The organism is Methanobacterium spitsbergense, assembly GCF_019931065.1.
Lineage (GTDB): Archaea > Methanobacteriota > Methanobacteria > Methanobacteriales > Methanobacteriaceae > Methanobacterium_B > Methanobacterium_B spitsbergense.
This window is the reverse complement of sequence record NZ_JAIOUQ010000003.1, coordinates 611,873-636,227: the sequence shown is the minus strand read 5'-3', so window position 1 is coordinate 636,227 and position 24,355 is coordinate 611,873. Positions and strand designations below refer to the sequence as shown.

23 protein-coding genes and 5 tRNA genes are annotated in these 24,355 nt (G+C 34.3%); 4 read left to right on the top strand and 24 right to left on the bottom strand.

The annotated features are described in order from the left end of the window. Window positions 1–69: 69 nt before the first annotated feature. The 8 genes from K8N75_RS04430 to tpiA form a co-directional block, all read right to left on the bottom strand. Window positions 70–303: a DNA-directed RNA polymerase subunit H gene (locus tag K8N75_RS04430; RefSeq protein WP_223790897.1), complete on the bottom strand. Its 234-nt coding sequence runs from the start codon at window positions 301–303 to the stop codon at window positions 70–72. 28 nt (window positions 304–331) lie between these two features. Continuing rightward, a tRNA-Lys gene (locus K8N75_RS04425) sits at window positions 332–405 on the bottom strand. A gap of 8 nt (window positions 406–413) precedes the next feature. Further along, window positions 414–485, bottom strand: a tRNA-Asp gene (locus K8N75_RS04420). Between the two features lie 161 nt (window positions 486–646). Beyond that, window positions 647–720: transfer RNA gene (locus tag K8N75_RS04415), tRNA-Tyr, on the bottom strand. 8 nt (window positions 721–728) lie between these two features. Continuing rightward, window positions 729–803, bottom strand: a tRNA-Pro gene (locus tag K8N75_RS04410). A gap of 39 nt (window positions 804–842) precedes the next feature. Continuing rightward, a tRNA-Thr gene (locus K8N75_RS04405) sits at window positions 843–916 on the bottom strand. Between the two features lie 253 nt (window positions 917–1,169). Further along, a complete protein-coding gene (locus K8N75_RS04400) occupies window positions 1,170–2,396 on the bottom strand; it encodes a phosphoglycerate kinase (protein ID WP_223790896.1) in 1,227 nt (408 codons plus the stop codon). A gap of 70 nt (window positions 2,397–2,466) precedes the next feature. Then, on the bottom strand, window positions 2,467–3,147 hold the full coding sequence (gene tpiA / locus K8N75_RS04395; protein WP_223790895.1) for a triose-phosphate isomerase: 681 nt from the start codon (window positions 3,145–3,147) through the stop codon (window positions 2,467–2,469). A gap of 341 nt (window positions 3,148–3,488) precedes the next feature. Between tpiA and twy1 the strand changes: the two genes are divergently transcribed. The 3 genes from twy1 to K8N75_RS04380 all read left to right on the top strand — a co-directional run bounded on the left by twy1 (window position 3,489) and on the right by K8N75_RS04380 (window position 6,708). Beyond that, window positions 3,489–4,403, top strand: a complete 915-nt coding sequence (gene twy1 / locus K8N75_RS04390) for a 4-demethylwyosine synthase TYW1 (RefSeq protein WP_223790894.1) — start codon at window positions 3,489–3,491, stop codon at window positions 4,401–4,403. 248 nt (window positions 4,404–4,651) lie between these two features. Next, the gene (locus tag K8N75_RS04385) at window positions 4,652–5,518 is read left to right on the top strand and encodes a DUF1002 domain-containing protein (protein WP_223790893.1); all 867 of its coding nucleotides are present in this window, start codon (window positions 4,652–4,654) and stop codon (window positions 5,516–5,518) included. 107 nt (window positions 5,519–5,625) lie between these two features. Continuing rightward, window positions 5,626–6,708: a hypothetical protein gene (locus K8N75_RS04380; RefSeq protein ID WP_223790892.1), complete on the top strand. Its 1,083-nt coding sequence runs from the start codon at window positions 5,626–5,628 to the stop codon at window positions 6,706–6,708. A 284-nt stretch (window positions 6,709–6,992) separates the two neighbouring features. Here the strand turns inward: K8N75_RS04380 and sucC are convergent, their stop codons facing one another. The 14 genes from sucC to nifH form a co-directional block, all read right to left on the bottom strand. Continuing rightward, the gene (gene sucC / locus K8N75_RS04375; protein WP_223790891.1) at window positions 6,993–8,099 is read right to left on the bottom strand and encodes an ADP-forming succinate--CoA ligase subunit beta; all 1,107 of its coding nucleotides are present in this window, start codon (window positions 8,097–8,099) and stop codon (window positions 6,993–6,995) included. Between the two features lie 10 nt (window positions 8,100–8,109). Beyond that, window positions 8,110–8,658: a 2-oxoacid:ferredoxin oxidoreductase subunit gamma gene (locus tag K8N75_RS04370; RefSeq protein WP_223790890.1), complete on the bottom strand. Its 549-nt coding sequence runs from the start codon at window positions 8,656–8,658 to the stop codon at window positions 8,110–8,112. 1 nt (window position 8,659) lies between these two features. Beyond that, window positions 8,660–9,526, bottom strand: coding sequence for a 2-oxoacid:ferredoxin oxidoreductase subunit beta (locus K8N75_RS04365; RefSeq protein WP_223790889.1), 867 nt, complete (start codon window positions 9,524–9,526; stop codon window positions 8,660–8,662). An 87-nt stretch (window positions 9,527–9,613) separates the two neighbouring features. Beyond that, window positions 9,614–10,738, bottom strand: a complete 1,125-nt coding sequence (locus tag K8N75_RS04360) for a 2-oxoacid:acceptor oxidoreductase subunit alpha (protein WP_223790888.1) — start codon at window positions 10,736–10,738, stop codon at window positions 9,614–9,616. Next, on the bottom strand, window positions 10,728–10,937 hold the full coding sequence (locus K8N75_RS04355) for a 4Fe-4S dicluster domain-containing protein (RefSeq protein WP_048189769.1): 210 nt from the start codon (window positions 10,935–10,937) through the stop codon (window positions 10,728–10,730). Before K8N75_RS04355 ends, K8N75_RS04360 begins: the two co-directional genes overlap by 11 nt. A gap of 235 nt (window positions 10,938–11,172) precedes the next feature. Further along, the gene (locus K8N75_RS04350; protein ID WP_223790887.1) at window positions 11,173–11,385 is read right to left on the bottom strand and encodes a 4Fe-4S dicluster domain-containing protein; all 213 of its coding nucleotides are present in this window, start codon (window positions 11,383–11,385) and stop codon (window positions 11,173–11,175) included. 35 nt (window positions 11,386–11,420) lie between these two features. Next, window positions 11,421–11,741, bottom strand: a complete 321-nt coding sequence (locus K8N75_RS04345) for a NifB/NifX family molybdenum-iron cluster-binding protein (RefSeq protein WP_223790886.1) — start codon at window positions 11,739–11,741, stop codon at window positions 11,421–11,423. Next, window positions 11,742–13,130, bottom strand: a complete 1,389-nt coding sequence (locus K8N75_RS04340) for a nitrogenase component 1 (RefSeq protein WP_223790885.1) — start codon at window positions 13,128–13,130, stop codon at window positions 11,742–11,744. Then, a complete protein-coding gene (gene nifE, locus K8N75_RS04335) occupies window positions 13,117–14,490 on the bottom strand; it encodes a nitrogenase iron-molybdenum cofactor biosynthesis protein NifE (RefSeq protein WP_223790884.1) in 1,374 nt (457 codons plus the stop codon). The genes K8N75_RS04340 and nifE overlap by 14 nt, the downstream gene beginning before the upstream one ends. 78 nt (window positions 14,491–14,568) lie before the next feature. Next, on the bottom strand, window positions 14,569–15,951 hold the full coding sequence (locus K8N75_RS04330) for a nitrogenase component 1 (protein WP_223790883.1): 1,383 nt from the start codon (window positions 15,949–15,951) through the stop codon (window positions 14,569–14,571). Next, window positions 15,951–17,453 carry a nitrogenase subunit alpha gene (locus K8N75_RS04325; protein WP_223790882.1) on the bottom strand — a complete coding sequence of 501 codons (1,503 nt, stop codon included), beginning with the start codon at window positions 17,451–17,453 and terminating at the stop codon, window positions 15,951–15,953. Before K8N75_RS04325 ends, K8N75_RS04330 begins: the two co-directional genes overlap by 1 nt. 129 nt (window positions 17,454–17,582) lie before the next feature. Then, window positions 17,583–17,951, bottom strand: a complete 369-nt coding sequence (locus tag K8N75_RS04320) for a P-II family nitrogen regulator (RefSeq protein WP_223790881.1) — start codon at window positions 17,949–17,951, stop codon at window positions 17,583–17,585. A gap of 45 nt (window positions 17,952–17,996) precedes the next feature. Beyond that, window positions 17,997–18,314 carry a P-II family nitrogen regulator gene (locus K8N75_RS04315; protein ID WP_223790880.1) on the bottom strand — a complete coding sequence of 106 codons (318 nt, stop codon included), beginning with the start codon at window positions 18,312–18,314 and terminating at the stop codon, window positions 17,997–17,999. Between the two features lie 21 nt (window positions 18,315–18,335). Continuing rightward, window positions 18,336–19,163: a nitrogenase iron protein gene (gene nifH / locus K8N75_RS04310; RefSeq protein WP_223790879.1), complete on the bottom strand. Its 828-nt coding sequence runs from the start codon at window positions 19,161–19,163 to the stop codon at window positions 18,336–18,338. Between the two features lie 375 nt (window positions 19,164–19,538). Between nifH and K8N75_RS04305 the strand changes: the two genes are divergently transcribed. Further along, complete coding sequence (locus K8N75_RS04305) at window positions 19,539–22,235, top strand: PAS domain S-box protein (RefSeq protein WP_223790878.1); 2,697 nt, start codon at window positions 19,539–19,541, stop codon at window positions 22,233–22,235. A 46-nt stretch (window positions 22,236–22,281) separates the two neighbouring features. On the opposite strand, the gene K8N75_RS04300 is transcribed toward K8N75_RS04305, so the two are convergent. Both K8N75_RS04300 and K8N75_RS04295 read right to left on the bottom strand, forming a co-directional pair. Beyond that, window positions 22,282–22,473, bottom strand: a complete 192-nt coding sequence (locus K8N75_RS04300) for a hypothetical protein (protein ID WP_338038021.1) — start codon at window positions 22,471–22,473, stop codon at window positions 22,282–22,284. Window positions 22,474–22,528: 55 nt separating this feature from the next. After that, complete coding sequence (locus K8N75_RS04295; protein ID WP_223790877.1) at window positions 22,529–24,064, bottom strand: MFS transporter; 1,536 nt, start codon at window positions 24,062–24,064, stop codon at window positions 22,529–22,531. Between the last annotated feature and the right edge of the window lie 291 nt (window positions 24,065–24,355).

The following is a 24,355-nucleotide window of genomic DNA, read 5'->3' as shown; positions in this document are numbered from 1 at the left end:
CCAAAAAACAATTCTAGATCTATTCAAATTTTTCAATTAACATAATTAGTTTAACAAATTCCATACCAACTATTCTAATACCAATCGATATGTAACGAATCTTCCAGCAGTGTGGCTTTTTCTCGTTATTTGAAGAATATCTCCAGGCTTAGCTTCAATAGCTTTAGCAACGGGATCATCAACTTTTATCTTTGGTAGCTGTTCAGGATGAACCTTCAAATCTTTCACTACTTTTTTAGCTTCTGTTTCTGACAAAATAGTATGATCTGGAACCAATTTGTGTTTTAAAATATCTTTTTTCACAATATATCCTCCAGTTAAAAATTAAGAACGGGCCCGACGGGAATTGAACCCGCGGCCACTCGGTTAAAAGCCGAGCGCTCTCCCAGACTGAGCTACGGGCCCACAATCAACGCCCTGGCCGGGATTTGAACCCGAGTCGCAGGCTCGACAGGCCTGCATGATAGCCCCTACACCACCAGGGCAGCTCTAAAGAATGAGAGTATAAGGAGTTATACCTATGCATGCTTAAATACTTTTCCTTTAACAAAGTTTTTGTTTGATAGTATATAAACTTTTGTATGTGTGTCTCCTCTCTTCTCGATATATGCGAATATATCTTACTAACAGTTGATTAATAACAAAATCCCGCCTGCCGGACTTGAACCAGCAACCCTCGGATCTACAGTCCGATGCTCTGCCAAATTGAGCTAAGGCGGGATAATGAATGGGACCACCCGGATTTGAACCGGAGTCTCAGGCTCCCAAAGCCCAAAGGATCGACCAAGCTACCCTATGGTCCCAAATGAATAAATTATAAGCCTCTAATTAAATCGGCTTAGAGCCCCGGGAGGGAATTGAACCCCCGACCACGAGATTACAAGTCTCGCGCTCCACCAGACTGAGCTACCGAGGCATTTTTAGGTATATGGAATATTAACTTAAATAGTTTTGGGTTTAATGATTTTTAGATTTTCATTAATGTTTTTTTTTAAACATTTTTTAACATTAACAGAATTTACATCAATTGAATTCCTTCAATTAATATACCATCCCATATAATATCGTTCCCCTTAATATACTATTCTAAAATTTTTAGCTGTACAAAAATATGATATTAAAACAGGGACAGGTCCCGTTTATGTTATTAAACAATTTTAGATATGATTTTAAATTTTTCTGCATGCACGCTCCATTAACACTTCAACCACCGGTAAATTCTCACCAGCAAGAAGATTAATTGAAGCTCCTCCTCCACTACTAATATGACTTATTCCCTTTGAAAGACCCATCTGATTTGCAGCAGCTGCAAGGTGGCCTCCACCAATAATTGAAAATGCATGTGATGATGCTATAGCATTTAGTATATCATCTGTGCCTATATTGAAATCTTCCTTCTCAAAAACTCCAGCGGGTCCATTTGCAAATAATGTCTCTGCTTTCCTTATATATCCTGCATATTCTGTTATTGTATCTGTACCTATATCATAGATGGGGTGGTTGGGTATATCATCAACTGAAAATTCAACTCTTTTATCTCCCATACATACTGCAACATCCTTTGGTATTATTATTTTATCCCGATAATTTTTTAAGAGTTTTTTAGATTTTTTAACATATTCACAGTACCCTCTATTTTTAATAAAGCTTTTATTGTACTTCCCTATGTTTATACCAGAACCCCATAAGAATATGTTGGCAACAAGACCAGTGGTCAAGATGTAGTCTGCACTTCCATTTTCTAAGACATTTTCCATGACCATTATAGAGTCATCAACTTTAACTCCACCTAAAATATAAACGCATGGCCTTTGAACATTATCCATTGCATTATAAAGGGCTTTAAGCTCTCTTTCCATTACCCTTCCGGCAGCTGATGGCAGCATAAATGCAAAACCAACCAATGAAGGTTGAGATCTGTGCGCTGCAGCAAATGCATCGTTTACAAAATAATCTGCTAGGGGTGATAACTTCTGAACCATATGTGTTTCTGATTGGAGTTTGGGTTCCCTCGTTAATATCTCTTCGGAGTAAAAACGCACATTTTCCAAAAGAAGAATATCTCTTCTTTTCATTTTTGATATTGAATTTCTTGCATTACTCCCAAAAATATCATCAACATATTCAACTTTGTGATTCAATATCTTCGAAAGGGATTCTGCATGCTGTTTAAGTGTTGTGAAATCTTTTTTACCAGGTCTGCTTTGATGTGCCAGAACAACTGTTTTTGCACCCCTATTTGAAAGCTCCCCGATGGTTTCAGCATGAAGTCTAATTCTTGTATCATCTAATATGAGACCTGTACTAGGATCAACTGGCGAATTAATATCGACCCTTACAAGAACTGTTTTATTATCCAGAGCAAAATCATCTATTGTGTAAAAATCAAGCGCCATCTGTTCACCGTCTTATTATGGTAACTGTTATTCATTATTTTGGCCCATTATGGCATTAACTAATATTCCATTATATTTTACTAACAAGATTTAACAAAGCTTCTTTAGGATCCTCTGCAAGGATTATGCCCGATGCAAGTAGAACTCCCTCTGCACCCAAATCAAGAGCAGCCTTCATATCATCTCCTGTAGATATACCTGCTCCACATAGGACACCAATTTTAGGATTTATTTCATGTATAATATCCACTGTACCCTCAACTATTTCCGGTTCTGCCTTCGAAACAGGAATTCCAGATCCAATTAGTTCAGGAGGTTCTATTGCTACAAAATCTGGTTTTAATGTTGCTGCAGCTGCACTTGTTTCAATGTTGTTGGTACATAAAACACTAACCATATTTTTTTCCATTGTTTTTTTCACAACCACATCAATATCCGCCAATTTCATTCTCTGTTCTGAGTGGTTTATGAGACTACCAACTGCTCCTGCTTCCTCAACGCATTCAACCAGTGTGCTTCCAGTATGTCCCCCAGAATTAACTGCATCAACATGCTGTGCAAAAACAGGAATTTTAACTTCATTAGATATGGAATATATATCAGGGCTTTGAGGTGCAACAACCATATTTACACCAGTCTCTTCTGCCACCAATTCAGAAGCTATAGCTAATTTTAAAGCATTTTTTCCAGTAGATTCCAAGTAGGTTTTAAAATTTAAAATCACTATTGGAGTTCTCTTTATTTTATTCATTGTTTACCTCCAAAAAAAGCACATAATAGTTCTAATCTTCTTTCTTTATCAGGGGATATAAAAATATTGTGGTATTATTTTTGAGTTATATTATAGTTTACATCCAAATGAATCAGATTTTTAAAGAAATATGTCTTTAAGACTTTTTAAACTTAATTATTAAAAAAATAGACATAGTTGGAGTATCATGAAACATATTGATTAGATTTGAATTATTATTTATTCCAATCTAATTTTAGGTATATTATATACATGAGATAAGAGGTAATAAATGTAAATTGAAATAATTTAAAAATTTTGAATTTGAAATGTAAAAAAAAATATTATCAAACCGATCATAAATGACACTCACAGAAATTCAAATAAAAGCCCTTGAAAAAAAAGGATACAGATTCGCAGGAGATTTGAAACATGCAGCAGCCAAGGTATGTCACTGGACCAAAAAAAGTCTTCTAGATGAAGGAGTATGTTACAAAGAAAAATTTTATGGGATTGAAAGTCATAGGTGCCTTCAAATGTCCCCTAGCATTCCATTTTGTCATCAAAAATGCTCATTTTGCTGGAGAGATATTTCCATTACCAAAACAGAGTGGGATGAAGATTTTGATGAACCTAAGGTTATTATCGATGATTGTATAGATGCACAGAGAAATTTATTATGTGGTTTCTTTGGTAACTCACTAGCAAATAAGAAAAAACTTAAAGAATCTCAGGAACCAAAAAATGCTGCAATATCTCTTGCAGGGGAACCGATGCTTTATCCCCGTATAAATGATTTAATATCTGAGTTTATTCGCAGGGATTTTACAACATTTCTTGTAACCAATGGAATGACCCCCTCTAAACTTGAAAACCTTGAAAAGGAACCCACACAGCTCTATATATCATTAGATGCCCCTAATAAAGAAGTGTACAATGAAGTGTGCCAGCCTCAAATTTCAGGAGGATGGGAACGTTTAAACAAATCATTGAACCTTTTATCAAGCTTTGACTGCAGAAAAGTGCTGAGGACAACATGTGTTAAAGATTATAATATGAAAAACCCTAAAGAATATGCCAATATTATCAAAAGGAGCAACCCTGATTTTATTGAGATCAAAGCTTATATGTACGTAGGAAGTTCTAGGGATAGACTGGTGCTGGAAAATATGCCCTCATTAAATGATGTTCAAATCTTCGCAGAATCTATTGCAAAGTTATGCGACCGTGAAATTGTGAACAGTGCATCTGAGAGTAGAGTAGTCCTACTAGCCTGAATATATGTTCTATTACGAAGAAATAAACATAGAACATAACAATTTATCATGTGAAAAATCATAAACAAAGAATGTTTAAGTTACATTCTTTTTAAAGTTCAATTAATTAAACTTCTATAGTTTGAAGGAAATTCAGAGGCTTTTAAAAGGTTTAAAACAATAACTTTAATTAGGATATGGATCATAGTATGAAGAAGATTTAATAGTAAATTCAACATAATCAATGGAAAGATATGATGGTGATAGTTATGAAGAAGTTGGCACTTGGATTGATTCTCTTAATAATGATAATAAGTCCGATTTATGGTGTTTCAGGTTTTGCAATAACCTATGGAGAAACAACTTATACTAATGCGGATTGGAAAAATTCTATGAACACTTATTTCCAGTCTAAGACAAGCAAAAATGTTAGTGATGCTACTTCCAAGGTTGTTACGGCCTCTGAAGTTAATGCAATATCTATGAACATAACCGGAAGAACCTACCCATCAAGCCAAATCTTTTCCTGTGCAATGGTTGATCTAAGCTACAGTCAAGGTATTAACGTGGTTGTTGACAGTAGCAAAATAACAGTTGTTACACCTAAAATGTATGCCAATGCATTAAAATCAACGGGAATAAATAACGGATATGTAGTTGTATCGTCCCCTATTTCAGCATCTGGAGAAGCTGCCCTTGCAGGTGTACTTGAATCATATGAAGTAGCTGTAGGAGCCCCCATACCAGATCAAGCCAAAAAAGCAGCCACAGAGGAACTTTACACTGAGACACAAATTGTAAATCAAACAGGACAAAGTCCAGATAAAATAGCAGACTTATTCTCTAAGGCAATGGACCAGGTTCAAAATCAGAATCTTCAGGATCCTGCTCAGATTAAGGTAATAGTAATTAATATAGCTAACAGCATGAATATCAATTTATCAGACCAACAGGCACAGCAGATTGCAAATTCACTTGCAAATTCTCAGCAGGCCCAGTCAAGTTTAACTGATTTCAAAAATAAACTTCAGAGTGTTACAACTCAGGCAACTCAATCTGGTGGAATTATTGAACAGATAATGAACTACCTTCAAAGTATCTTCAATTATTTGAGTAGTCTTGTATCTGGACAGTGAATTTGAATTTATATCCTCGATAAACGAATATTTTAATCAAGTAATGCCAGAGAATAAATGAAATTACTCTAAATTCAGTATAAATATATAGAGATCATAGTGATAACATGTTGATAGCAGAAAATCATCTTCAGTTCATTTTAGAAGTTGTAATAATGGTGCATGTTGGTATGCTGCTTATCTTTAATGTTATAGCAATTCCACTTAGTTTAGTTTTGTTTCTTGCATTAATGTTAACTGTTGTACTTGCAGGAATCTTCAGTATTGACACTGCTTTTCTTTTCCTTCCATTTGTATCGCATCATGAGTTTACACATCCATTTGGTCCATTGGCAGTTTTCTCTTGGGTAACACTTTCTGCTTCAGCCAGTTTATTAACTGAGGTAGATATTAAATCATCATCCATAAAGACTCTTTCAATTATACTCTTCTTTGTAATAGCAGTTGCTGGCGGGATAATGCATCGATCCTTTTTATTGTTATGGTTACTTGGATGGTTTGTTGGCACGTTAATAATGTCTAAAAGTTTCAGAAGGACATCTACTATAACTTTAAAAAGAATTTTATTAGTTATGGGTGCAGGTTTAGCTGGTTTTGGAATTTTGGAAATTCTTTCTAAAATACTCAATGCTCCAATACTAAGCCCTCTCTTAAGGATATCCCGGATTGAAGAATTTGCTATGCCCAGTTTGACCATGGTCATAAAAAATACAACATTTTGGGGACATGTTCAGGGCTCATGTTTCTGGGGAGCCCAGTGTCTTGGAGGTTCTGATGGTTATATTTCCATGCCCATGAACCTGATAAACTTTTTCACGCTTCCATTTCCATTATTTGCCGGTGTTTTAGTGGTAAAAAAAGATGCTATCGATTACATGCTTCCAGGAATTTTCGGAGTTGCATTTGATTTTGGATATGGTGGTCTTTTAGCACTTATGGTATGGATCATGATTGTTACATTGACTGGATTTTACATACTAAGAAATTACCGAAGTAAACGTAAAAATGGAAGTAGAATGTATTTAGGTCGAGAAGCTCTTTTGATAGGTGCTTTAACTGCGTTCTTATCACAAAGTATAATTGCACTTTTCTTGTTCAATAGAACATTTAATGGAATCGCCATGCTAGTTTATATATTCCTTTCAGCGCTTGTGATGGCCCATATACTAAGTATTAAAAGAAATATCTGAATTTTGAATAATTTCTTTTTTTAATTAAGTTTCAATATTTTAAAGCGAATTACTAATAAAAAATTAATAAAAATTATGGTATTAAAAGTGATATCTTACCAACACCAAAACATTTCTAAAAACATAATGATCACAAAGCTAAGCGAATATTTAAAATTCATTGTATAATTATACACAAAATGAAATTTATCTTAATTTAATTAGGGGAATATTAATTAATGATACACTTGAATTATTTTAATTTTAATGTTTTTTTTGAATAAAGAATAGAAATATAAAAAAAGTTATTTAATATCTTTGCAAAGCTCGACAGCTTTTTTTGCAGCAGCTTCCATGGATGTTTCATACGAAACACCAGCTTCTTTGAGTATTTTCTGACCTTCTTCCTCATTGGTACCAGTCAACCGTATGACCAGAGGAACTTTACGCTTAGAAGCGTTTAAAACATCCAATACCCCTCTTGCAACATCATCTGCCCTTGTTATTCCTCCAAGTACATTTAAAAATACTGTTTTAACATCAGGATCAGATATTACAATGTTCAATGCTTTTGCTATATTTTCTCTCGAAGATCCGCCACCTATATCCAGAAATGTGGCTGGTTCTCCTCCATAAAGTTTCAGCATATCCATTCCACTCAAGGTTAATCCAGCACCGTTCCCAATTACCGCAATGTTCCCATCGAGCTTTACATATGCAAATTCGTCCTTTGTTACATTTTCAAGTTCAACCAGTTCTTTTTGCCTGTAAAGAGCATCATCATCGATATCAAGTTTTGCATCTGCTGCAATTACGCCATTTGCAGTCACAACAAGAGGATTTATTTCGGCTATGGTTGCATCATATTTCTGAAAAACATTGAAGAGCTTCCAAATAACCATACCTATCTTTGAAATAAGAGGGTTTGGAACACCCATTTTAATAGCAATTTCCCTTCCTTGATAAGGTAAAAATTCATTCAGAGGATTCAAGTAATATTTAACTATTTTCTCAGGTGTTTCACTTGCAACTTCCTCAATATCAACACCACCAGACATGCTTGCCATTATAAGTGGTTTTTTTGCTGATCTATCTAGGACAACGCTTAAATAATACTCAGATAAAATTTCAATTTTTTCCTCGATCAACACCATTTCTACTAATTCATCCTTGATTATTGAACCAAGAATTTTTTTGGTTTTATCGTACACATCATCGGGTATTTCAGCAAACTTTATTCCTCCTGCCTTTCCCCTACCACCCACAAGAACCTGTGATTTGATTGCAACAGGTTTTTTAATCTCAATAGCAGCTTTTCTGGCATCTTCAGGATTTGTTACCATCTTGTTATTAGGTACTGGTATTCCTTCACCCTTGAATACGTCCTTCGCTATATATTCATGAATCTTCACATTTAACCTCCTAATCAGCTAGTTTTAAACCTGCTTCAAATGCTGCCAGGTTTTTTTTCTCTGTTCCTGGTGGAACGCTTTCAGCTATAGATGCCCTTGCAGCCTCTTCAGATACTACCTTTGTTATTTTTGTTATAGCCCCAATCATAACAATATTAGCAACTATTTTTATTCCTATTTCTTCTGATGCGGTTTTAGTTGCTGGAGCTTTATAAAGCTTTATTTTGTGTTTCTCTACAAATGGCAATATTTCTTCCTCGGATATCATGTCAGGATCTACAATTAAAGTACCGCCATCTTTAAGATCATCAAGATATGCAGTTAATGCTGTTTGTGACATGGCAACAAATATATCCGGATTTTGTACCTTAGGATAATCCACTTCCTCATCACTAACAACGACTTCTGTTCTTGAAGCACCACCTCTGGCTTCTGGACCATAAGACTGTGTTTGAACCGCATGTATACCATCGTGTAGTGCTGCCGCTTTTCCAATAACGATTCCTGCTAGTATGATCCCCTGACCACCGAAACCTGCTATTCTAATATCTTTACGCATTTCACTCCCCCTGGTATGCTGATCTAATTGAAGAAGGCTTTCCTGTTTTACATTTAGCTTCAAGAAGTTTACAAATCTTTTCAGTGTATTCTGGCTCATCTTTATTTTGGAATTCTCCAATGATAAGTTTACCCTCTAATTCCGCTATTTCAAGTTTGTCTGCCTGTCTTTTTAGTATAGATTGATCCTTCATCCACTGCATCATTGATACCGCAGTTTTCATCTTATTTTTACGCCCAAAATATGTAGGGCATTGTGAAACTGCCTCAATAAAAGAAAATCCTTTATTGTTGAATCCTTTTTTAATTGCATTTGAAAGCTGCACTGGATGGGCTGTTGTCCATCGTGCAACATAGGTAGCACCTGCAGCTTTGGTAAGTTCTGCTAAATTAAATGGTTTTTCAATAGCACCAAATGGTGCTGTGCTTCCATAACTTCCAGTTGGAGAGGTTGGACTTATCTGACCACCTGTCATTCCATATATACTATTATTTATACAAATAACAGTGATGTCTATATTCCTTCTGGAACCATGTATTAAATGATTTCCACCTATAGCTGCTGCATCACCATCCCCAGTAAACACAACAACATCAAGTTCGGGATTCGCAAGTTTTAGACCAGTTGCAAATGCTATTGGGCGTCCATGTGTTGTGTGCATTGAATCACACTTGATATACCCAGGAACTCTAGATGAACATCCAATTCCAGACACAAGAGCAAGATTATCAAAATCAAGTTTAGCTAGCTCTATGGCATTGAAAAATGTGTTCATGATAATTCCATTCCCACATCCTGCACAGAAAATGTTAGGAAGTCTGTCAGTTCTCAAGTATTTCATAAAACGATTTTGATTCGTTTTATCCATATTTCTCATCTCCATAAATTAAGACCATCAATAAACTTTGTATAAAGTCATAAATTTTTTATGTTAAATTATGATTCCATCTAATTATCAGCCTTTCTCAATTTTTTCAAGTATTTCATCGGGCTTATGCATTTCTCCACCTATCTTTGGGAGATTTTCAACATTATGGTCTCTTAATACCCTTTGAACCTCATAAAAAATCTGGCCTAGGTTCATTTCAACTACAATAACTCTAGTGGCATTTTTAGCAGCACTCAATAGCATGCTCTCAGGAAATGGCCATACAGTTTCAAGTTTTATAAAACCTGCTTTTACACCATCTTCCCTTGCTTTTTTAACAGCTGTGCTAACAGATCTTGATGGTGCACCATAAGATACAATAAGAACATCGGCATCTTCAGTAAACATGGTTTTTACCATTGCAATTTCATCGGTTTTAGCAAGTATCTTATTGCAAAGCCTGTTTACAAGTTTTGAATGAGATTTTGGACTTGATGCATCCGGATAACCTCGTTCATCATGTGTAAGACCTGTAATAAGAAGTTTATATCCATCACCAAACGCAGGCATATCGGATGTTCCATCCGGCTCCGATTTGTAAGGTAAAAAGGTTAATGGATCCTCATCCGGCATGGATCTAGCAATTATCTCAGTTTTTTCAGGTATGTTTATCTTTTCACGCATATGGCCAACAATCTCATCAGCCATTACCATTACAGGAACCCTATATTTTTCTGCAAGGTTAAAAGCCATGACTGTAAAATCAAAGCATTCTTGTACAGACGCAGGAGATAGAGCAATTATCTCATAATCTCCATGGGATCCCCATCTAGCCTGCATCATATCACTCTGAGAGGCCATTGTAGGCTGTCCAGTTGATGGTGAGCCCCTTTGCATATTCACAATAACCAGTGGAGTTTCAGTCATAGCAGCATATCCTATATGCTCCTGCATAAGAGAAAATCCAGGTCCGGATGTAGCAGTCATTCCTTTCATACCGCCCCAAACACCACCAATTACTGCCCCAAGAGCCGATATCTCATCTTCCATCTGAATAAATGTTCCACCTTCCCTTGGTAGGAAAACTGCCATATCCTCGGCTATTTCAGTCGAAGGAGTTATGGGATAACCCGCAAAAAACCTGCATCCTGCCTTTATAGCTCCCCTTGCACAGGCTTCATTACCTTGTATAAAGTATTTTTCAGTCTTCATTCTCATCATCCACTTTTATTGCTTGATCCGGACACATAAGGGTGCATAATCCACACTTTGTACAATTTTCTTTATTTTTAGGACAAGGCACATTAATTCCCTTATTATTAAGGGTTTTTGATTCTTCGTAAACATTATGGGGGCAAAATTCCTTGCAAATATTGCATCCCTTGCATAATTTCTCGTTAACAGTTATCATGTTCGTTTCCCTTAGTATTGTTACATTTTAATTAGTAAGACTAATAATTGGATATTAGCCTCACATTTTAATTAAATAGATCTATTTTCCTATCCAATATTTGGCTGAATAAACATTTTAACTTTTGCTCAAATTTGAAGAATAAATATTCAAATACTTTTTTTAAGAAAATAAAAAAAATTTATTAGATGTAAATGAACTCCCTTATTTAGGTAAATAAAAAAAAATAAAAACATTATAAGAAATTTCCTTCATTCTTATTAAGTTCTAAAGCCCTACTTGGACACAATTCTAGACATTCGTAACATAACTTACAGTACTGAGGAGAATTTACGCATATTTTATTTTCTTTAATAGAAAAAACATTTGTTGGACATACATATGCACATACCCCACAATCTGAACCCTGACATTTATCATGATCAAGAATTATATTTACCGTAATCAAATTTATTCCCCCCAAATCTTATTCTAAATTCATAATTAACCCAATAAATGCTCAGAACATTCTTTAACTGCGTCTTTAACATCACAGTCAAGCTGTATTGGTTTAATTCCCAATTTCCTAAGTTCAACTGTAGGTTCATTTCCAATTTTGTTACAAAGAACTGCCTTACAATCAGTTATGAGGTCTATTGATGCAACCCAACGTTCTTGATGATTGTTAAGAGGAATTTCTGTTTTCTTCCGTATTTCCTGAAATATACCTTCCCCATTCTTGATTTTAAAAATTAAAAATTGATCTGCATCTCCAAAATGCAAGTCTATTATTTTACCATCGGTTGATGCTACTGCTATTTTCAATTAAACCTCCTCCCTCACAAATAACTCATTTTTGATTGTTTCTTCTGATTCTTCATCAACCATCTCATACCCTGATTCATCGTAGTAAAAATCAAGTAAAGTGTTTGTTAATCTATCAACAAATTCTATACCGCCGTTATATCCCAAAGTAGCTATTCGCTGTGCCCCTAATCTATCAAATATTGGAAAACCTGTTCTAAAGAGTGGAATACCCTCTTCATGAGCAATATGGGTCCCATATGAATTTCCAATTAACACATCAGCACCAGCTATTTTAATTTCTCGATGCATATCATATAGATCCCCACCAGCCAAAATAACCGGCTTAAATCCTTTTTCATTGGCAATTACATTTATGTCTCCAATGAATCTTTGGCTTCTACTTCCTGTGCATAGTACAGTTGGTATCATTCCCATTTCAGATGTGAAACGTGCCATCCCTGATACAAAATCAGGATCTCCAAATATTGCAACTTTTCGGTGATAATTGTATGAATGTGCGTCTACCATAGCATCTAGTAACCTGCCACGATCTTTTTCTATTGATTCAGGAATTTCAAGATCTCCGAGTTTACATACAGAATTTATAAATGAATCTGTATTGTCAATACCAAGTGGAATTGGTCCAGATATAGATTTAACTCCAAATTTTTTATTAAGATATGTTCCTGCTGAATCTGCATGTTTAGACAATGCAAAAGTACCCAGTGAATTAGCTGTATCTTCAATTTCTTCTATGGTTGTACCATCTTTATACAGATTCAAAGCTGATTCTGATAATGGTGCATCAAGATTTTCTGATGTATCAGTTAAAATGATACTTTCGATGTTTAGGTTGTTTAGTATCTCTTTAACTTCCTTCACATCTGCAGGAGATATGTTACCCGTAATGATGTTTATTTTACCATTTGGTACTGATTTAGAAGCTAAATGTTTCACAAGAGCTTTTATGGTTCGGTTATATCCTTCAACGTGTGATTCAACATAACTTGGAGTTGATATAGGTATAATTATCGGCAAATCTTTATCAAAATTTGCTTCGTTGAATTTTGCTATTATCCCTTCCATATCTTCTCCAATTGTTTCAGTGAGACAGCTTGATGTAACAGCTATGATATTTGGAGATTGTTTTTCTGTTATATTTTTTAATGCTTTCATTAAATTGAATTCTCCTCCATATATCACAGTTTTCTCACTCATTGAAGTTGATGCAACTTCTATTGGTTCTCTAAAATGTCTTGTGAGCTGAAACCTCATGTATGTACTGCAACCTTGAGACCCGTGTATAAGGGGCATTGCATCATTTACTCCTAAAAGAGCCTGTATTGCACCCATGGGCTGACACATTTTAGAGGGGTTTATTACTGAAAACTTTTTATTTTGATGCATCTAATTCCTCCCTCAAATTTTTGGATGTAAGATCGAATACTGGGCTTGAAACAGAAGCATCAACTTCCCGTGCAAAGCTTACAAAACCTTTGAATCCTGCAAATGCAGATATGCGATCATGATTAAAATCACAGAATGGAATTCCCAGCTTTAATGAAATATATTTTTCTTTAGCACCAGATATAAGGAGATTAGGCCGGTATTTTTTAAGAAGTCTGGCTAATTCTGTTGAATTGGCATCATCAACAATTATTGTACCATCTTTTACAGTTTCTTTAATTCTTTCATAATCTTCTTTTATTCCATTCTTGGTTCCAGACATCATAACATCCACACCCAATTCTTCAAATGCCCTTACAAGAGACCATGCTTTATTGCCTCCAACATACAATGCCACAGTTTTCCCTGTTAATCTCTCTTTATATTCATCAGTTTTATGTTCAACTTCTTTTAATCCAGTTTCAATTATCTTTTCGGTTCTTAACATCATTTCAGGGTTTCCAAAAAAATCAGCAATTTCCCTTAATGAATTCACAGTTTGCTCAAGACCAAAGAAATTAACCTTTATAAAAGGTATTCCATATTTCTTTTCCATTTTTTTGGCAACATAATTAGACGACTTCTGACACTGAACTATATTCAGCTTAGCTCGGTGTGCCTGGGCTATCTCATCCACATGTGAATCTCCAGTTAATGTACTAATTATATTAACACCCATTGCAGTGATTAGGGGTTTTATTCCCCAGAGATCTCCGGCTACATTAAACTCACCAACAATATTTATGTCAAATTGTGTTGTTTTTTCAGGTTCTTTGGTTCCAATTACATAATCCAGTAATGCATCACCCCCTATCCAATGTCCTTTGGTTTTATTATGATCTTGATATCCTTCGGATTGAACGGGTATAACTCTGCATCCTGTTGTTTCTTCTGATTTTTTACATACTGCCTTGATATCGTCCCCTATGATACCTGAAACACATGTTGCATACACGAATATTGCCCCAGGACTATAAATCTTATTGAGCTCCATTATAGTCTCATAAAGCTTTTTTTCTCCCCCAAAGATAATATCTTTCTCTTTAAGGTCTGTAGAACATCCTTTTTTATATAAATCTTCTCTTGAGGATTTACTTCCCCTAATATCCCATGTACATGCTGCACAACCAATTGGGCCATGTACAAGGTGAATTGAATCTGTAATTGGCATTAAAACAATTCTTGCACCACCAAACACACATGTTCTCTGTGTTACTGTGCCAGGTAAACTGGCTTTATCACAGGTAGGGATGGAAATTCCTTCCCCCTTTACACACATGTGTTTTTTACGTGACTCAAACGTTTTAATAATGGGTTCCATTTTTTTACCTCTATTTAACTACTATTTTCAATTTAATCTAACATTACGGATTATTTCAGTTATAACAAATTTAGATATTTATTGCTGAAGCTTCCAGTGTGTTGGTTCATAATATTTCTCTAGTATCGTGTTGGTGATTAGATCCATAAGATACAATCCTCCATTATAACCAAGTATTGGCTGTCTTTGGTATCCCACCCTATCATAAACTGGAAATCCGACCCTTATTAGAGGTATTCCTAGATCCAGAGCTATTAACCTTCCATCCGAATTACCAATCATAATATCAACTGGATTTTCCTTTAAATAAACTTCCACAGCACGGAGATCTTGGCCTACCATGACATCAATATTGCTTCCTGTTTCTTTAGCAATTTTTTCCATGTCCTTGGCAAATTCAGGACCTTTTACTCCTGTACAAACCATTGTAGGTTCCATTCCAAGCTCGCCAACGAAACGTGCAATTCCTGTTGTAATATCGGGATCACCATATATTGCTACTTTACGTCCAAACAGATATCTTGAAGCGTTATCTGCCATTGAATCAATGAGTATGCCCCTTTCATCGAGAAGTTTGTCGGGAATATCATTGCCAGTGAATTTTTTAAGTTCTCTGAGGAATTGATCTGTGTTTTGGATACCAATTGGTGGTGAGTTTATTGCTGCAGGAACATTATGTTCCTTTTCAAGTGATTTTGCTCCAGAACCTGCATATTTACAAATTGAGACTGTTCCTAAACTGTTGGCAGAATCTCTGATATCATCAACTGATACTCCTCCTTTTGGATAAAAAGGTTTCATAGTAGTTTTGGAAGGTCTAAGTGGTGCATCAAAAGGATCTGAGATGTCTGTGAGGAATATCCCTTCTAATCCCATCATATCAATGAGATGTTTTAATTCTCTGACATCTCCGGGATTCACAATTCCCGGTATTATATTGACTTTATCATTTGGTTCATTTTTACGGGCCAAATGGTTCACAACTGCTTTAATTGCATTGTCATAACCTTTGTAGTGGGTTTCAACAAAACTTGGAGTGTTTATTGGAATAACTTCTATTTTTTTAGAATCTTCACCCATTCGTTTTTTTATATTTTCTCTTGCAGTATCAGCAAATCCAAAAACATCATCACCTATAATTTCACTGGAACAGGTTGTTATAACTCCAATGAGATCTGGTTTAAATCTCACTGCAAGATTTTCGATACCTTTTACAAGGTTATTTCTACCACCAAATACTGCCGCATCCTCATGAAGGGATGTAACAGCTATTTCAGATGGTTCCCTAAAATGACGTGCAAAACCATACCTTACAAATGTTGAACATCCTTGAGATCCATGAACTATTGGAAATCCTTTATTTATACCCGTAACAGCAAACATGGCACCAAATGGTTGACATGTTTTAAGGGGATTTATTATGACATTCCTTTCCTTTTCCATAACATTAATACAACTCATCATGCCTCTCCCCTATTTTTTGGTTCTTTAATTCCATCAGATTCCTCAGAATTTGTTCCACTTTCAATTTTTACTCCTTCAGCTCCGAATTCTTCAACATGATCCTCAAACTCAAGCAAATCCCAAACAGGACTGTATATATTAGAATACATATCCTTTGCCAGATTAACAAATCCTTCAAATCCCATGTATGGCCCATTTTCATATGAATGTATAAGTAAACAAGGTACACCCAATTTAATAGCCAAGTATTTCTCTTTTACACCTGCAAGTATCAGGTCAGGTTTATATTCTTCAATTATCTCTTCAAATTCCAATGAATTGGGATCATCCATAATAAGGGTTCCATCATTAACCCTGCTCTTCATCTTCTCGAAACCGTCTTTGTGTTCAAACTGGGATGCAACTGCAACTGTTTCCATTCCAAGCTCATCTTCAAGGGGTTTGGATAGGTGATAACTTTTTGGTCCTCCTGAAAATATAAAAACCCGTTTTCCTTGAAGTTTGCTCTTGTAAAATTCCAGTTCTGGTCCCACTATTTTCATACGATCTTCAATTACCTTTTCGGCCTCTTTTTCAAGACCAAAGTACTTACCAATTGTTCTGAGGTTTTCTGCACAGTATTTTGTGCTGAAGAAGTCAACTTTAATATATGGAACACCGTATTTTTCTTCAATTAAGTCTGCGATATATGTTGCAGATCTTTGACATCTTACGAGACTTAATTTAGCTCGGTGCATCCAACATATCTCATCATGACTACAGTCTCCTGTGAATTTACTCAGAAGATTTATTCCCATCTCATCCAAATATTCTTTAATAACCCATAAGTCACCATCAATGTTATATTCTCCAATTAGGTTCACATCATAAGGCGTGGTTTCTATCGGTTCTTTGGTACCAACCAGATTATTAAAAAGGGTTAGATTTCCAACATGATGCCCCTTGGACTGGCTAGGTCCGCAAAATCCGGGAGCATTAAATGCAACAACTTTAGTTCCTAGTTCTTCTGTTAATTCTTTAGCTACTGCATCCATATCATCCCCAATTAATCCAGTAGTACATGTTGAATATGCGTAAATTGCATTGGCTTCTGGAAATTCTTTGTGAGCTTCAATAATAGATTGTCTAAGTTTTTTCATTCCACCAAACACTACATCAGATTCCTGGAGATCAGTGCCCAGAATATACTTCAGGTTGAAGTTATCTATTGGAAACTTTTCACCATTAGGAAGATCAGGAGAGGTAGGGTATCTCTTTGTCCCATACCCATAACTTGTACATCCAATTGGAGAGTGCACAACATGAATTACGTCCTTTATTGCTCCAGTAATAACTCCTTTTACACCTGCAAATGCACATCCCCGCTCTGACATGGACCCTGGTATGGTCTTTGTGTTACAATTTGGTATTTGATCCTCAGGGTCAGAGCAGTGCTTTACATATACATGCTTTTCCCTTTCAGGAATTTCTTTATCTACTTTTAAAAGCTTGTAAGGCATTTTAACTCTCCTAATAAATTAATTAACTTTTTTTATTTTCTAATAATGTATTTCTGACATTTTTTTCAAATATTGATCAATCTTTAATTTTAAAATTTATTTTAACTAACTGTAAGTCGTTTAATGTAATCAGGAAATTGCTTCATCTCCATTTTCCATTGTTCGAACCCTTAAAGCTTCTTCTATTGGACATACAAACACCTTACCGTCCCCTATCTGCCCTGTGTGGTTTACCTTCATTATGGCCTCCACAACCAGTGAAACATCCTCCTCAGGTACAACAAGTGCCAACATCCTCTTCGGAATGTAACGCATCGAACCTTCCATATCTAAAAGTTCTGGTTCATTTATTTCAAAGCTGATTTCATTCAGGATCGCCCTTTGCTTACCTCTCCCCATGACCCTGATTGCATTCATTGCAGGGAATCCAAGAGAATCCAAAACTTCTTTTGTTTTTGTTACTTTTTTAGGGCGTATAATGGCCATTATTTCCTTCATAAATACCCTCTCCTTAATCTTATTCAAATTACTTGTTTTAAGGAACTATAATGTACTGCTCCTAGTTCTAACAGTGTAAGCTTCTTCAACAGGACTAACAAAAATCTTTCCATCTCCAAAATTTCCTGTAAAGGATGATTCTGCAATTATTTCAATAATTTCTTTTGTTACATCATCTTCAGCTACAAGCAGCAGCATAGTTTTGGGTATCTCATCATAGTAAATGTTCTCAAGTTGGATACCCTTCTGTTTACCTCTCCCTATAACATCCATCTTGGTCAGAGCCACGTATCCTGCATTATCCAACGCATCAACCACTTCTTCAACCTTCTCAGGCCTTACAATTGCTCTTATCATTTTCATAAATCCACTTCCATTTTAAGATTAGTCCATTAGACCATATTTTAGAACTAAATCTTCTAATTCATCCATTGTCATTGGTTTAGGTATAACAAAGTTTTTATTATTGATTATTTTATCTGCCAGTTCTTTGTATTCATTGGCTTGGTTGCATTCAGGATCAAATTCAATAACAGATCTTTTGTTGAATTCTGCTTTCTGCACAATGTTGTCTCTTGGAATAAAATGGATCATCTGGGTGCCTAGTTTGTCACAGAAATCTTTAAGCAATTGGAGTTCCCCATCCACATTTCTACTGTTACATATTATTCCTCCGAGACGCACACCACTTTGTTCAGCGTATTTAACCATACCTTTACAGAGGTTATTCGCTGCATAAAGTGCCATCATCTCCCCTGATGCAACAACATAAATTTCTTCTGCTTTACCATCTCGTATTGGCATTGCAAATCCTCCACATACAACATCACCCAATACATCGAAGAATACAAAGTCTAAATCTTCATCATAAACACCTTGCATTTCCATTAACGTAATTGCAGTAATAACACCTCGGCCTGCACATCCAACTCCTGGTTCTGGTCCTCCAGATTCAACACATTTAATTCCTTCAAATCCCTCTTCAATAATTGCTTCAGGAGTACATGCTTCTTCACCTAAATCACGAAGGGTATCCATCATGGTGGTTTGCATTTTTCCCCTTAAAATCAGCCTTGTGCTGTCTGCCTTTGGATCGCATCCATGGATCATGACATTTTGATCGTGGAAATATGCCATTGCTGCAGCTGTGTTTTGTTGGGTTGTGGACTTTCCAATTCCACCTTTTCCGTATATTGCTATTTTTCTTACCATTCAAACCCCTCTTCAAGTTTTTTTTTAAGATCATATCTTCTACCGGAAAAAGGAAACCTACTTCCGACAACATGAAATAGGATTTTATGATATATAAATATTTGGATTAAAAAAGGAATCATATATAAAAATCAGCAATATTTCAAATATTATCCTAATAATTTGTGAGTTCAATAGAATATATAATGAATTTAAATATAAATAACTGAACATATTCAAAAATGATTTAAAATTACTATATAAATCTACATATATGAAATCAAAATGCGTTAAAAAAGCGATAATTTTCATTCTTAACTAAACCGATTAACTAAAAATTATTATATAAACATCAACATACATTATTCAACAATTAGGGGCTTCAGGAGTTTTTCCATGATTAGTAACAGGATTATAATTGTTGAAAACAATACAATAAGCGCTAATGAAATTCGAGTTGCTATCGAATACTTAGGGTATGAAGATATTAGAGTAGTTTACTTTGGTAAAGAAGTTTTAAAAGAATTAAATCTATTTAATCCAGATATAGTTCTAATTTCTATTAATGTTGATAAAATAAATGAAATAGAAACTGCTAATAAGATTAAACAGAATTTTGAGTTCCCAATAATCTACCTAATAGATAAATGTGATGAAAAATTCATAGAAAAATCACTTTTAACCGAAACTGACTACTATATTTTGAAGCCTCTAAATGGAACTGCATTTAACAATACCATTAATATTATAAACAAAAAATTAAATGAAAATAAAGAAATGCTTCCAAAATTAATGGATAACCTTCCAGGTATGGCCTATCACTGTAAAAATGATCAAAATTGGACAATGGAATTTGTAAGTAGTGGATGTTATGCATTAACAGGATATAAAGAATCAAATATAATTCTAAATAAAAAAATATCCTATAACTCCATTATACATCCAGAAGATCGAAGTAAAGTTAAAAAAGCAGTAGATAAAGGTTTAAACAAGAAAAAATCATATGAAATTACCTATCGAATAATAACCGCCAATAACAAAATAAAATATGTATGGGAACAGGGTCGCGGTATATTTTCAGAAAAGAATGAATTATTATTTCTTGAAGGATTGATCCTAGATATAACCCAACACAAGAAAACTGAAAAAAAATTAAAAAGATATAATAGGGCTTTAAGGGTTATTAGTGAATGTAATCAAGTGTTGGTAAGGTCCAATAATGAAACTGAATTACTCAAACAAATTTGCAATGTTTTAGTAGATATGGGTCAGTACATATTTGCTTGGATTGGTTTTGCTGAAGATAATAAAGAAAAATCAGTCACCCCCATTGTGCATTCAGGAAAGGAAAATGGATATCTGGAAATAGCAAATCTATCTTGGGCCAACAATAAAAGAGGATCAAGTACAGTAGGTAAATCCATTAGAACAGGTAAAACAACCATTTTTAATAATATGCTTGAGGAACCTAATTTTAGCATTTGGAGGGATGAAGCACATAAACGTGGATATGAATCTGTAATCAGTTTACCTCTTAAAATCAATTCAAATATTATTGGAATGCTTGCAATTTACTCTTCAGAAACAGATGCATTTGATACTGAAGAAGTTAAATTATTAGAAGAACTTGCCTATGATTTGTCCTATGGAGTAAATGCATTAAGAACCAAAAAAGAAAATGAAAAGATCCAAAAATCCCTAAAGGAAAGTGAAGAACGATTCAGAAAATTAATTCAAAATTCATCAGATCTTATTCGTATTCTTGATAAAGAAGGACGTATTATTTTTGATTCCCCTTCATCTGCACGTATTTTAGGTTATCCCGAAGGATCACTTTTGGGTAAAAGTCCCCTAGATTTTATTCATCCAGATGATTATGATAAAGTTAAAACAGATTTGCAACAAGTTTTTGACTATACAAATCCGGGAATTCCCACAGAATTCAGAATTCGGAAAGCCAATGGCGCTTATATTCCCGTAGAATCTGTTTCCCAAAATTTAACAAACGTTCCCAGTATCAATGGCATTGTAGTTACCACACACCCAATTAAAGAACGTAAAGAAATGGAAGATGCATTGCGTAAGAGTGAAAAACGATATAGAACACTTTTTGAAGCAGATCCAAATTATAACATCTTGCTAGATGCCAATGGGGTTATATTGGATGTTAATGATGCAACTATTAATGTACTAGGTTTATCTAAGGAAAATATGGTTGGTAAACATTTCACTGAATTGAAAATATTTGAAGATAATATAAATTTTTACAGAGAACGTTTCCATAAAATTTCAAGTGAAAAAATTATTAAACCCTTTGAATCCATGTTATTAGATAAATATGGAAATATTAGGCATATCTATATCCAAATAAGCCCAATACGGGATAATAAAAATATCTCATTTTTTTTAATTATTGCAATTGATATAACCGAACAAAAAGAATTTGAAAATGCTCTTAAAAATTCAGTTAAAGAGAAAGAAGTTCTAGTCCAAGAAATCCATCATCGCGTTAAAAATAACATGCAAATTATTTCAAGTCTACTAAACCTCCAAAGCCGTTATGTGGAAGATGATGAAGCTGTGGATGTTTTAAAAGAAAGTCAGAATAGGGTTAAATCAATGGCAATGATACACGAAAAGCTGTATCAATCTGAAGATTTAACTAATATCAACTTTAAGGAGTACATTATAAGTTTAATTTCAAACCTGTTCTATTCCTATAACATTGACAAAAATAAAATTAAAAAAATTATTGATATTGAAGAGATAAAGTTGAATATGGAAACAGCCATACCTTGTGGATTAATAATAAGCGAATTAATATCTAACAGTCTCAAATATGCTTTTCCAAATAGAATAGGAGGTCAAATAACGGTGTTTCTTAAGTTTATTGAAGAGGAATATGTGTTAACTATCAGTGACAATGGTATAGGTTTATCTGACGAGTTAGATTTCAAAAATACAGATTCATTGGGTTTACAGTTAGTAAACTCTTTGATAAATCAGATAGATGGTGAAATTGAACTCAATAAAAATCATGGAACCACATTTATTATCAGATTTAAAGAGTTAAAATATGCTAAAAGACTATAAAATGCAAATAAAAATTTAGTTAATCTAATTTAATTTATATGATCTTCTATTTTTCACAATCAAAGCAATACTCAACATCCCTATTAGTCTTGAAGACTTTACCACATCCTTTGCAAACTACCTTTTTTAAAGAACATTTTTTATCTACTATTTCCAATGAACATGAACATTTCCATCCCATTTTACCTTTTAACTTCTGTTCAAATGCTTTATCTTCATCAAATTTTTTGTTCATCATTATCACCACCTGATTTGAATTATCTTTTTATTAAGATTTATTTCAGCATATTTACTTAATTGACAGATTTTCTCTTTGATGGTAAAAATATACTCGTAATGAATCCTAAAAGTAGTATAAGAGCCAAAATGTTGAAAGTGTGTTTCATTGCAGAACTAATAGTGGAGTCCACAATCTGATTTGCTAATGGAACCATATTAGGCGGAATATTCAAAGTAGTAGTCTGCATTTTTTCAACATACGCTACTAAACTACTATCTATTTGTTCTGAACTCATATTTGCTGCTATTCCTGATGATTCTATTGACGTGGAAAGGCCACCAAAAATTCCTAACAACAACAGGACACCAATTAATGCGGTTCCAACAGAATAGCCTAAATTTTTAAAGGCATTAAATAATCCTGATGCATCAGTTTCTTGATCACTCCTAGCTGCTGACATTGTTAGATTAGTTAGCTGGGAAAGTAAAAATCCTATTCCCACCCCAAATACAATAGTTCCAGGTACGATATCGATTGCTTGTGTGTATAAGTTGAACGATCCTCCCAGAATTATTGAACCCAATGCTGAAACAATAAATCCAATCATTAAGATGTATTTAGAACCTAAAACAGATGAAAGTCTCGCTCCAAGTAGAGAGAAAATTAAAATAGTTATTGATGCAGGTAAAAGTACAAGTCCAGTGGTGAATGCATCTGCCTTTGTTACTTGTTGTAAAAATACCGGAATGATAAAAAGAAATCCTGCTAAGGGTATTTGTTGTATTATGGAGTTAATATTACCCAATCCAAATACACGGTTTTTAAGTAGTCTTATATCAGATAAAGGCTCTAAGCCTTTATTAATTCTTCTTCTCTGGGATAATAAAAATATTAGGAATAGTATAGAACCAGAACCTATCAACAACAAAACATATGACCAGTTCTGAGGTGTGGTGAGTAATAAAATACCCAAAACAATTAAAATAAGGGATGTAATTGAAAGTAATGCACCTAATTTATCTAAATCTTTCCATTTCAAAGTCGGTTTAGATTCTGTTAAGTAGTTTCTAAATAGAAATATAATTACAATAAAAACAAGTTCGGAACCAAAAACAAGTCTCCAAGTAAGGTATGTAGTGAAAATTCCCCCTATTATAGGGCCAATTGCAGCACCCATCGCAGCAATACCTCCCCAAATTCCAAATGCAGTGACCTTATCTTTACCCTTGTAACTAGCACCAACTAATGTTGTTGTTGCAGGTAAAATCAGTGCAGCTCCAATACCTTCAAGAACAGCCCATCCAATCATTAACATGATTGCATTTACACTTAGAGTTGCCGTAATAGTACCAATCGCATATATAACCAATCCTATTAGAAATGTCTTTTTTCTACCAAGAATATCCTGAATTTTACTGCCTAATAACATTAAAGATGCAATAATTAATGCATACAATGCTATAATAGCCTGGATAGTTGATAGAGTAGTATTTAATTCTACAATCAATGTAGTAATGGCCACATTCATTGCAGATGAATCTAAAACGATAATAAAAATTGCCATGCAGGCAATTATTACAACACCCCATTTATACTGATTTTTATCCATAATATCCCTTTGTTAAGCCCTATTTAAACTAAATAATTCATAATATATTCTTAGAACTATTTAAATGCCTGCTAAATATGATTAAAGTTTTATTTGGTTTTAAATTTCAGATTAGTTTAGATTTCCTTAAGAAGTTTTAATACAGTTTCTTTATCTTTTCACCTATTTAATTTTCTAAATCTGAATTTAATGGGATGTAAGTTAGATATATACTTTAAAATTAATTTATAGATAATTAAATAGCAAATAAACTTATTACATTCTTATCATAATTTTTCTCTGGTTATTAAT

What these genes read in the sequence shown, in the direction of transcription:
- K8N75_RS04400 (WP_223790896.1), bottom strand. Translation starts at nt 2,396, where the DNA reads ATGGCGCTTGATTTTTACACAATAGATGATTTTGCTCTGGATAATAAA.
- tpiA (WP_223790895.1), bottom strand. Translation starts at nt 3,147, where the DNA reads ATGAATAAAATAAAGAGAACTCCAATAGTGATTTTAAATTTTAAAACC.
- twy1 (WP_223790894.1), top strand. Translation starts at nt 3,489, where the DNA reads ATGACACTCACAGAAATTCAAATAAAAGCCCTTGAAAAAAAAGGATAC.
- K8N75_RS04385 (WP_223790893.1), top strand. Translation starts at nt 4,652, where the DNA reads ATGAAGAAGTTGGCACTTGGATTGATTCTCTTAATAATGATAATAAGT.
- K8N75_RS04380 (WP_223790892.1), top strand. Translation starts at nt 5,626, where the DNA reads ATGTTGATAGCAGAAAATCATCTTCAGTTCATTTTAGAAGTTGTAATA.
- K8N75_RS04370 (WP_223790890.1), bottom strand. Translation starts at nt 8,658, where the DNA reads ATGCGTAAAGATATTAGAATAGCAGGTTTCGGTGGTCAGGGGATCATA.
- K8N75_RS04365 (WP_223790889.1), bottom strand. Translation starts at nt 9,526, where the DNA reads ATGGATAAAACGAATCAAAATCGTTTTATGAAATACTTGAGAACTGAC.
- K8N75_RS04360 (WP_223790888.1), bottom strand. Translation starts at nt 10,738, where the DNA reads ATGAAGACTGAAAAATACTTTATACAAGGTAATGAAGCCTGTGCAAGG.
- K8N75_RS04355 (WP_048189769.1), bottom strand. Translation starts at nt 10,937, where the DNA reads ATGATAACTGTTAACGAGAAATTATGCAAGGGATGCAATATTTGCAAG.
- K8N75_RS04340 (WP_223790885.1), bottom strand. Translation starts at nt 13,130, where the DNA reads ATGCATCAAAATAAAAAGTTTTCAGTAATAAACCCCTCTAAAATGTGT.
- nifE (WP_223790884.1), bottom strand. Translation starts at nt 14,490, where the DNA reads ATGGAACCCATTATTAAAACGTTTGAGTCACGTAAAAAACACATGTGT.
- K8N75_RS04330 (WP_223790883.1), bottom strand. Translation starts at nt 15,951, where the DNA reads ATGAGTTGTATTAATGTTATGGAAAAGGAAAGGAATGTCATAATAAAT.
- K8N75_RS04325 (WP_223790882.1), bottom strand. Translation starts at nt 17,453, where the DNA reads ATGCCTTACAAGCTTTTAAAAGTAGATAAAGAAATTCCTGAAAGGGAA.
- K8N75_RS04320 (WP_223790881.1), bottom strand. Translation starts at nt 17,951, where the DNA reads ATGAAGGAAATAATGGCCATTATACGCCCTAAAAAAGTAACAAAAACA.
- K8N75_RS04315 (WP_223790880.1), bottom strand. Translation starts at nt 18,314, where the DNA reads ATGAAAATGATAAGAGCAATTGTAAGGCCTGAGAAGGTTGAAGAAGTG.
- nifH (WP_223790879.1), bottom strand. Translation starts at nt 19,163, where the DNA reads ATGGTAAGAAAAATAGCAATATACGGAAAAGGTGGAATTGGAAAGTCC.
- K8N75_RS04305 (WP_223790878.1), top strand. Translation starts at nt 19,539, where the DNA reads ATGATTAGTAACAGGATTATAATTGTTGAAAACAATACAATAAGCGCT.
- K8N75_RS04300 (WP_338038021.1), bottom strand. Translation starts at nt 22,473, where the DNA reads ATGATGAACAAAAAATTTGATGAAGATAAAGCATTTGAACAGAAGTTA.
- K8N75_RS04295 (WP_223790877.1), bottom strand. Translation starts at nt 24,064, where the DNA reads ATGGATAAAAATCAGTATAAATGGGGTGTTGTAATAATTGCCTGCATG.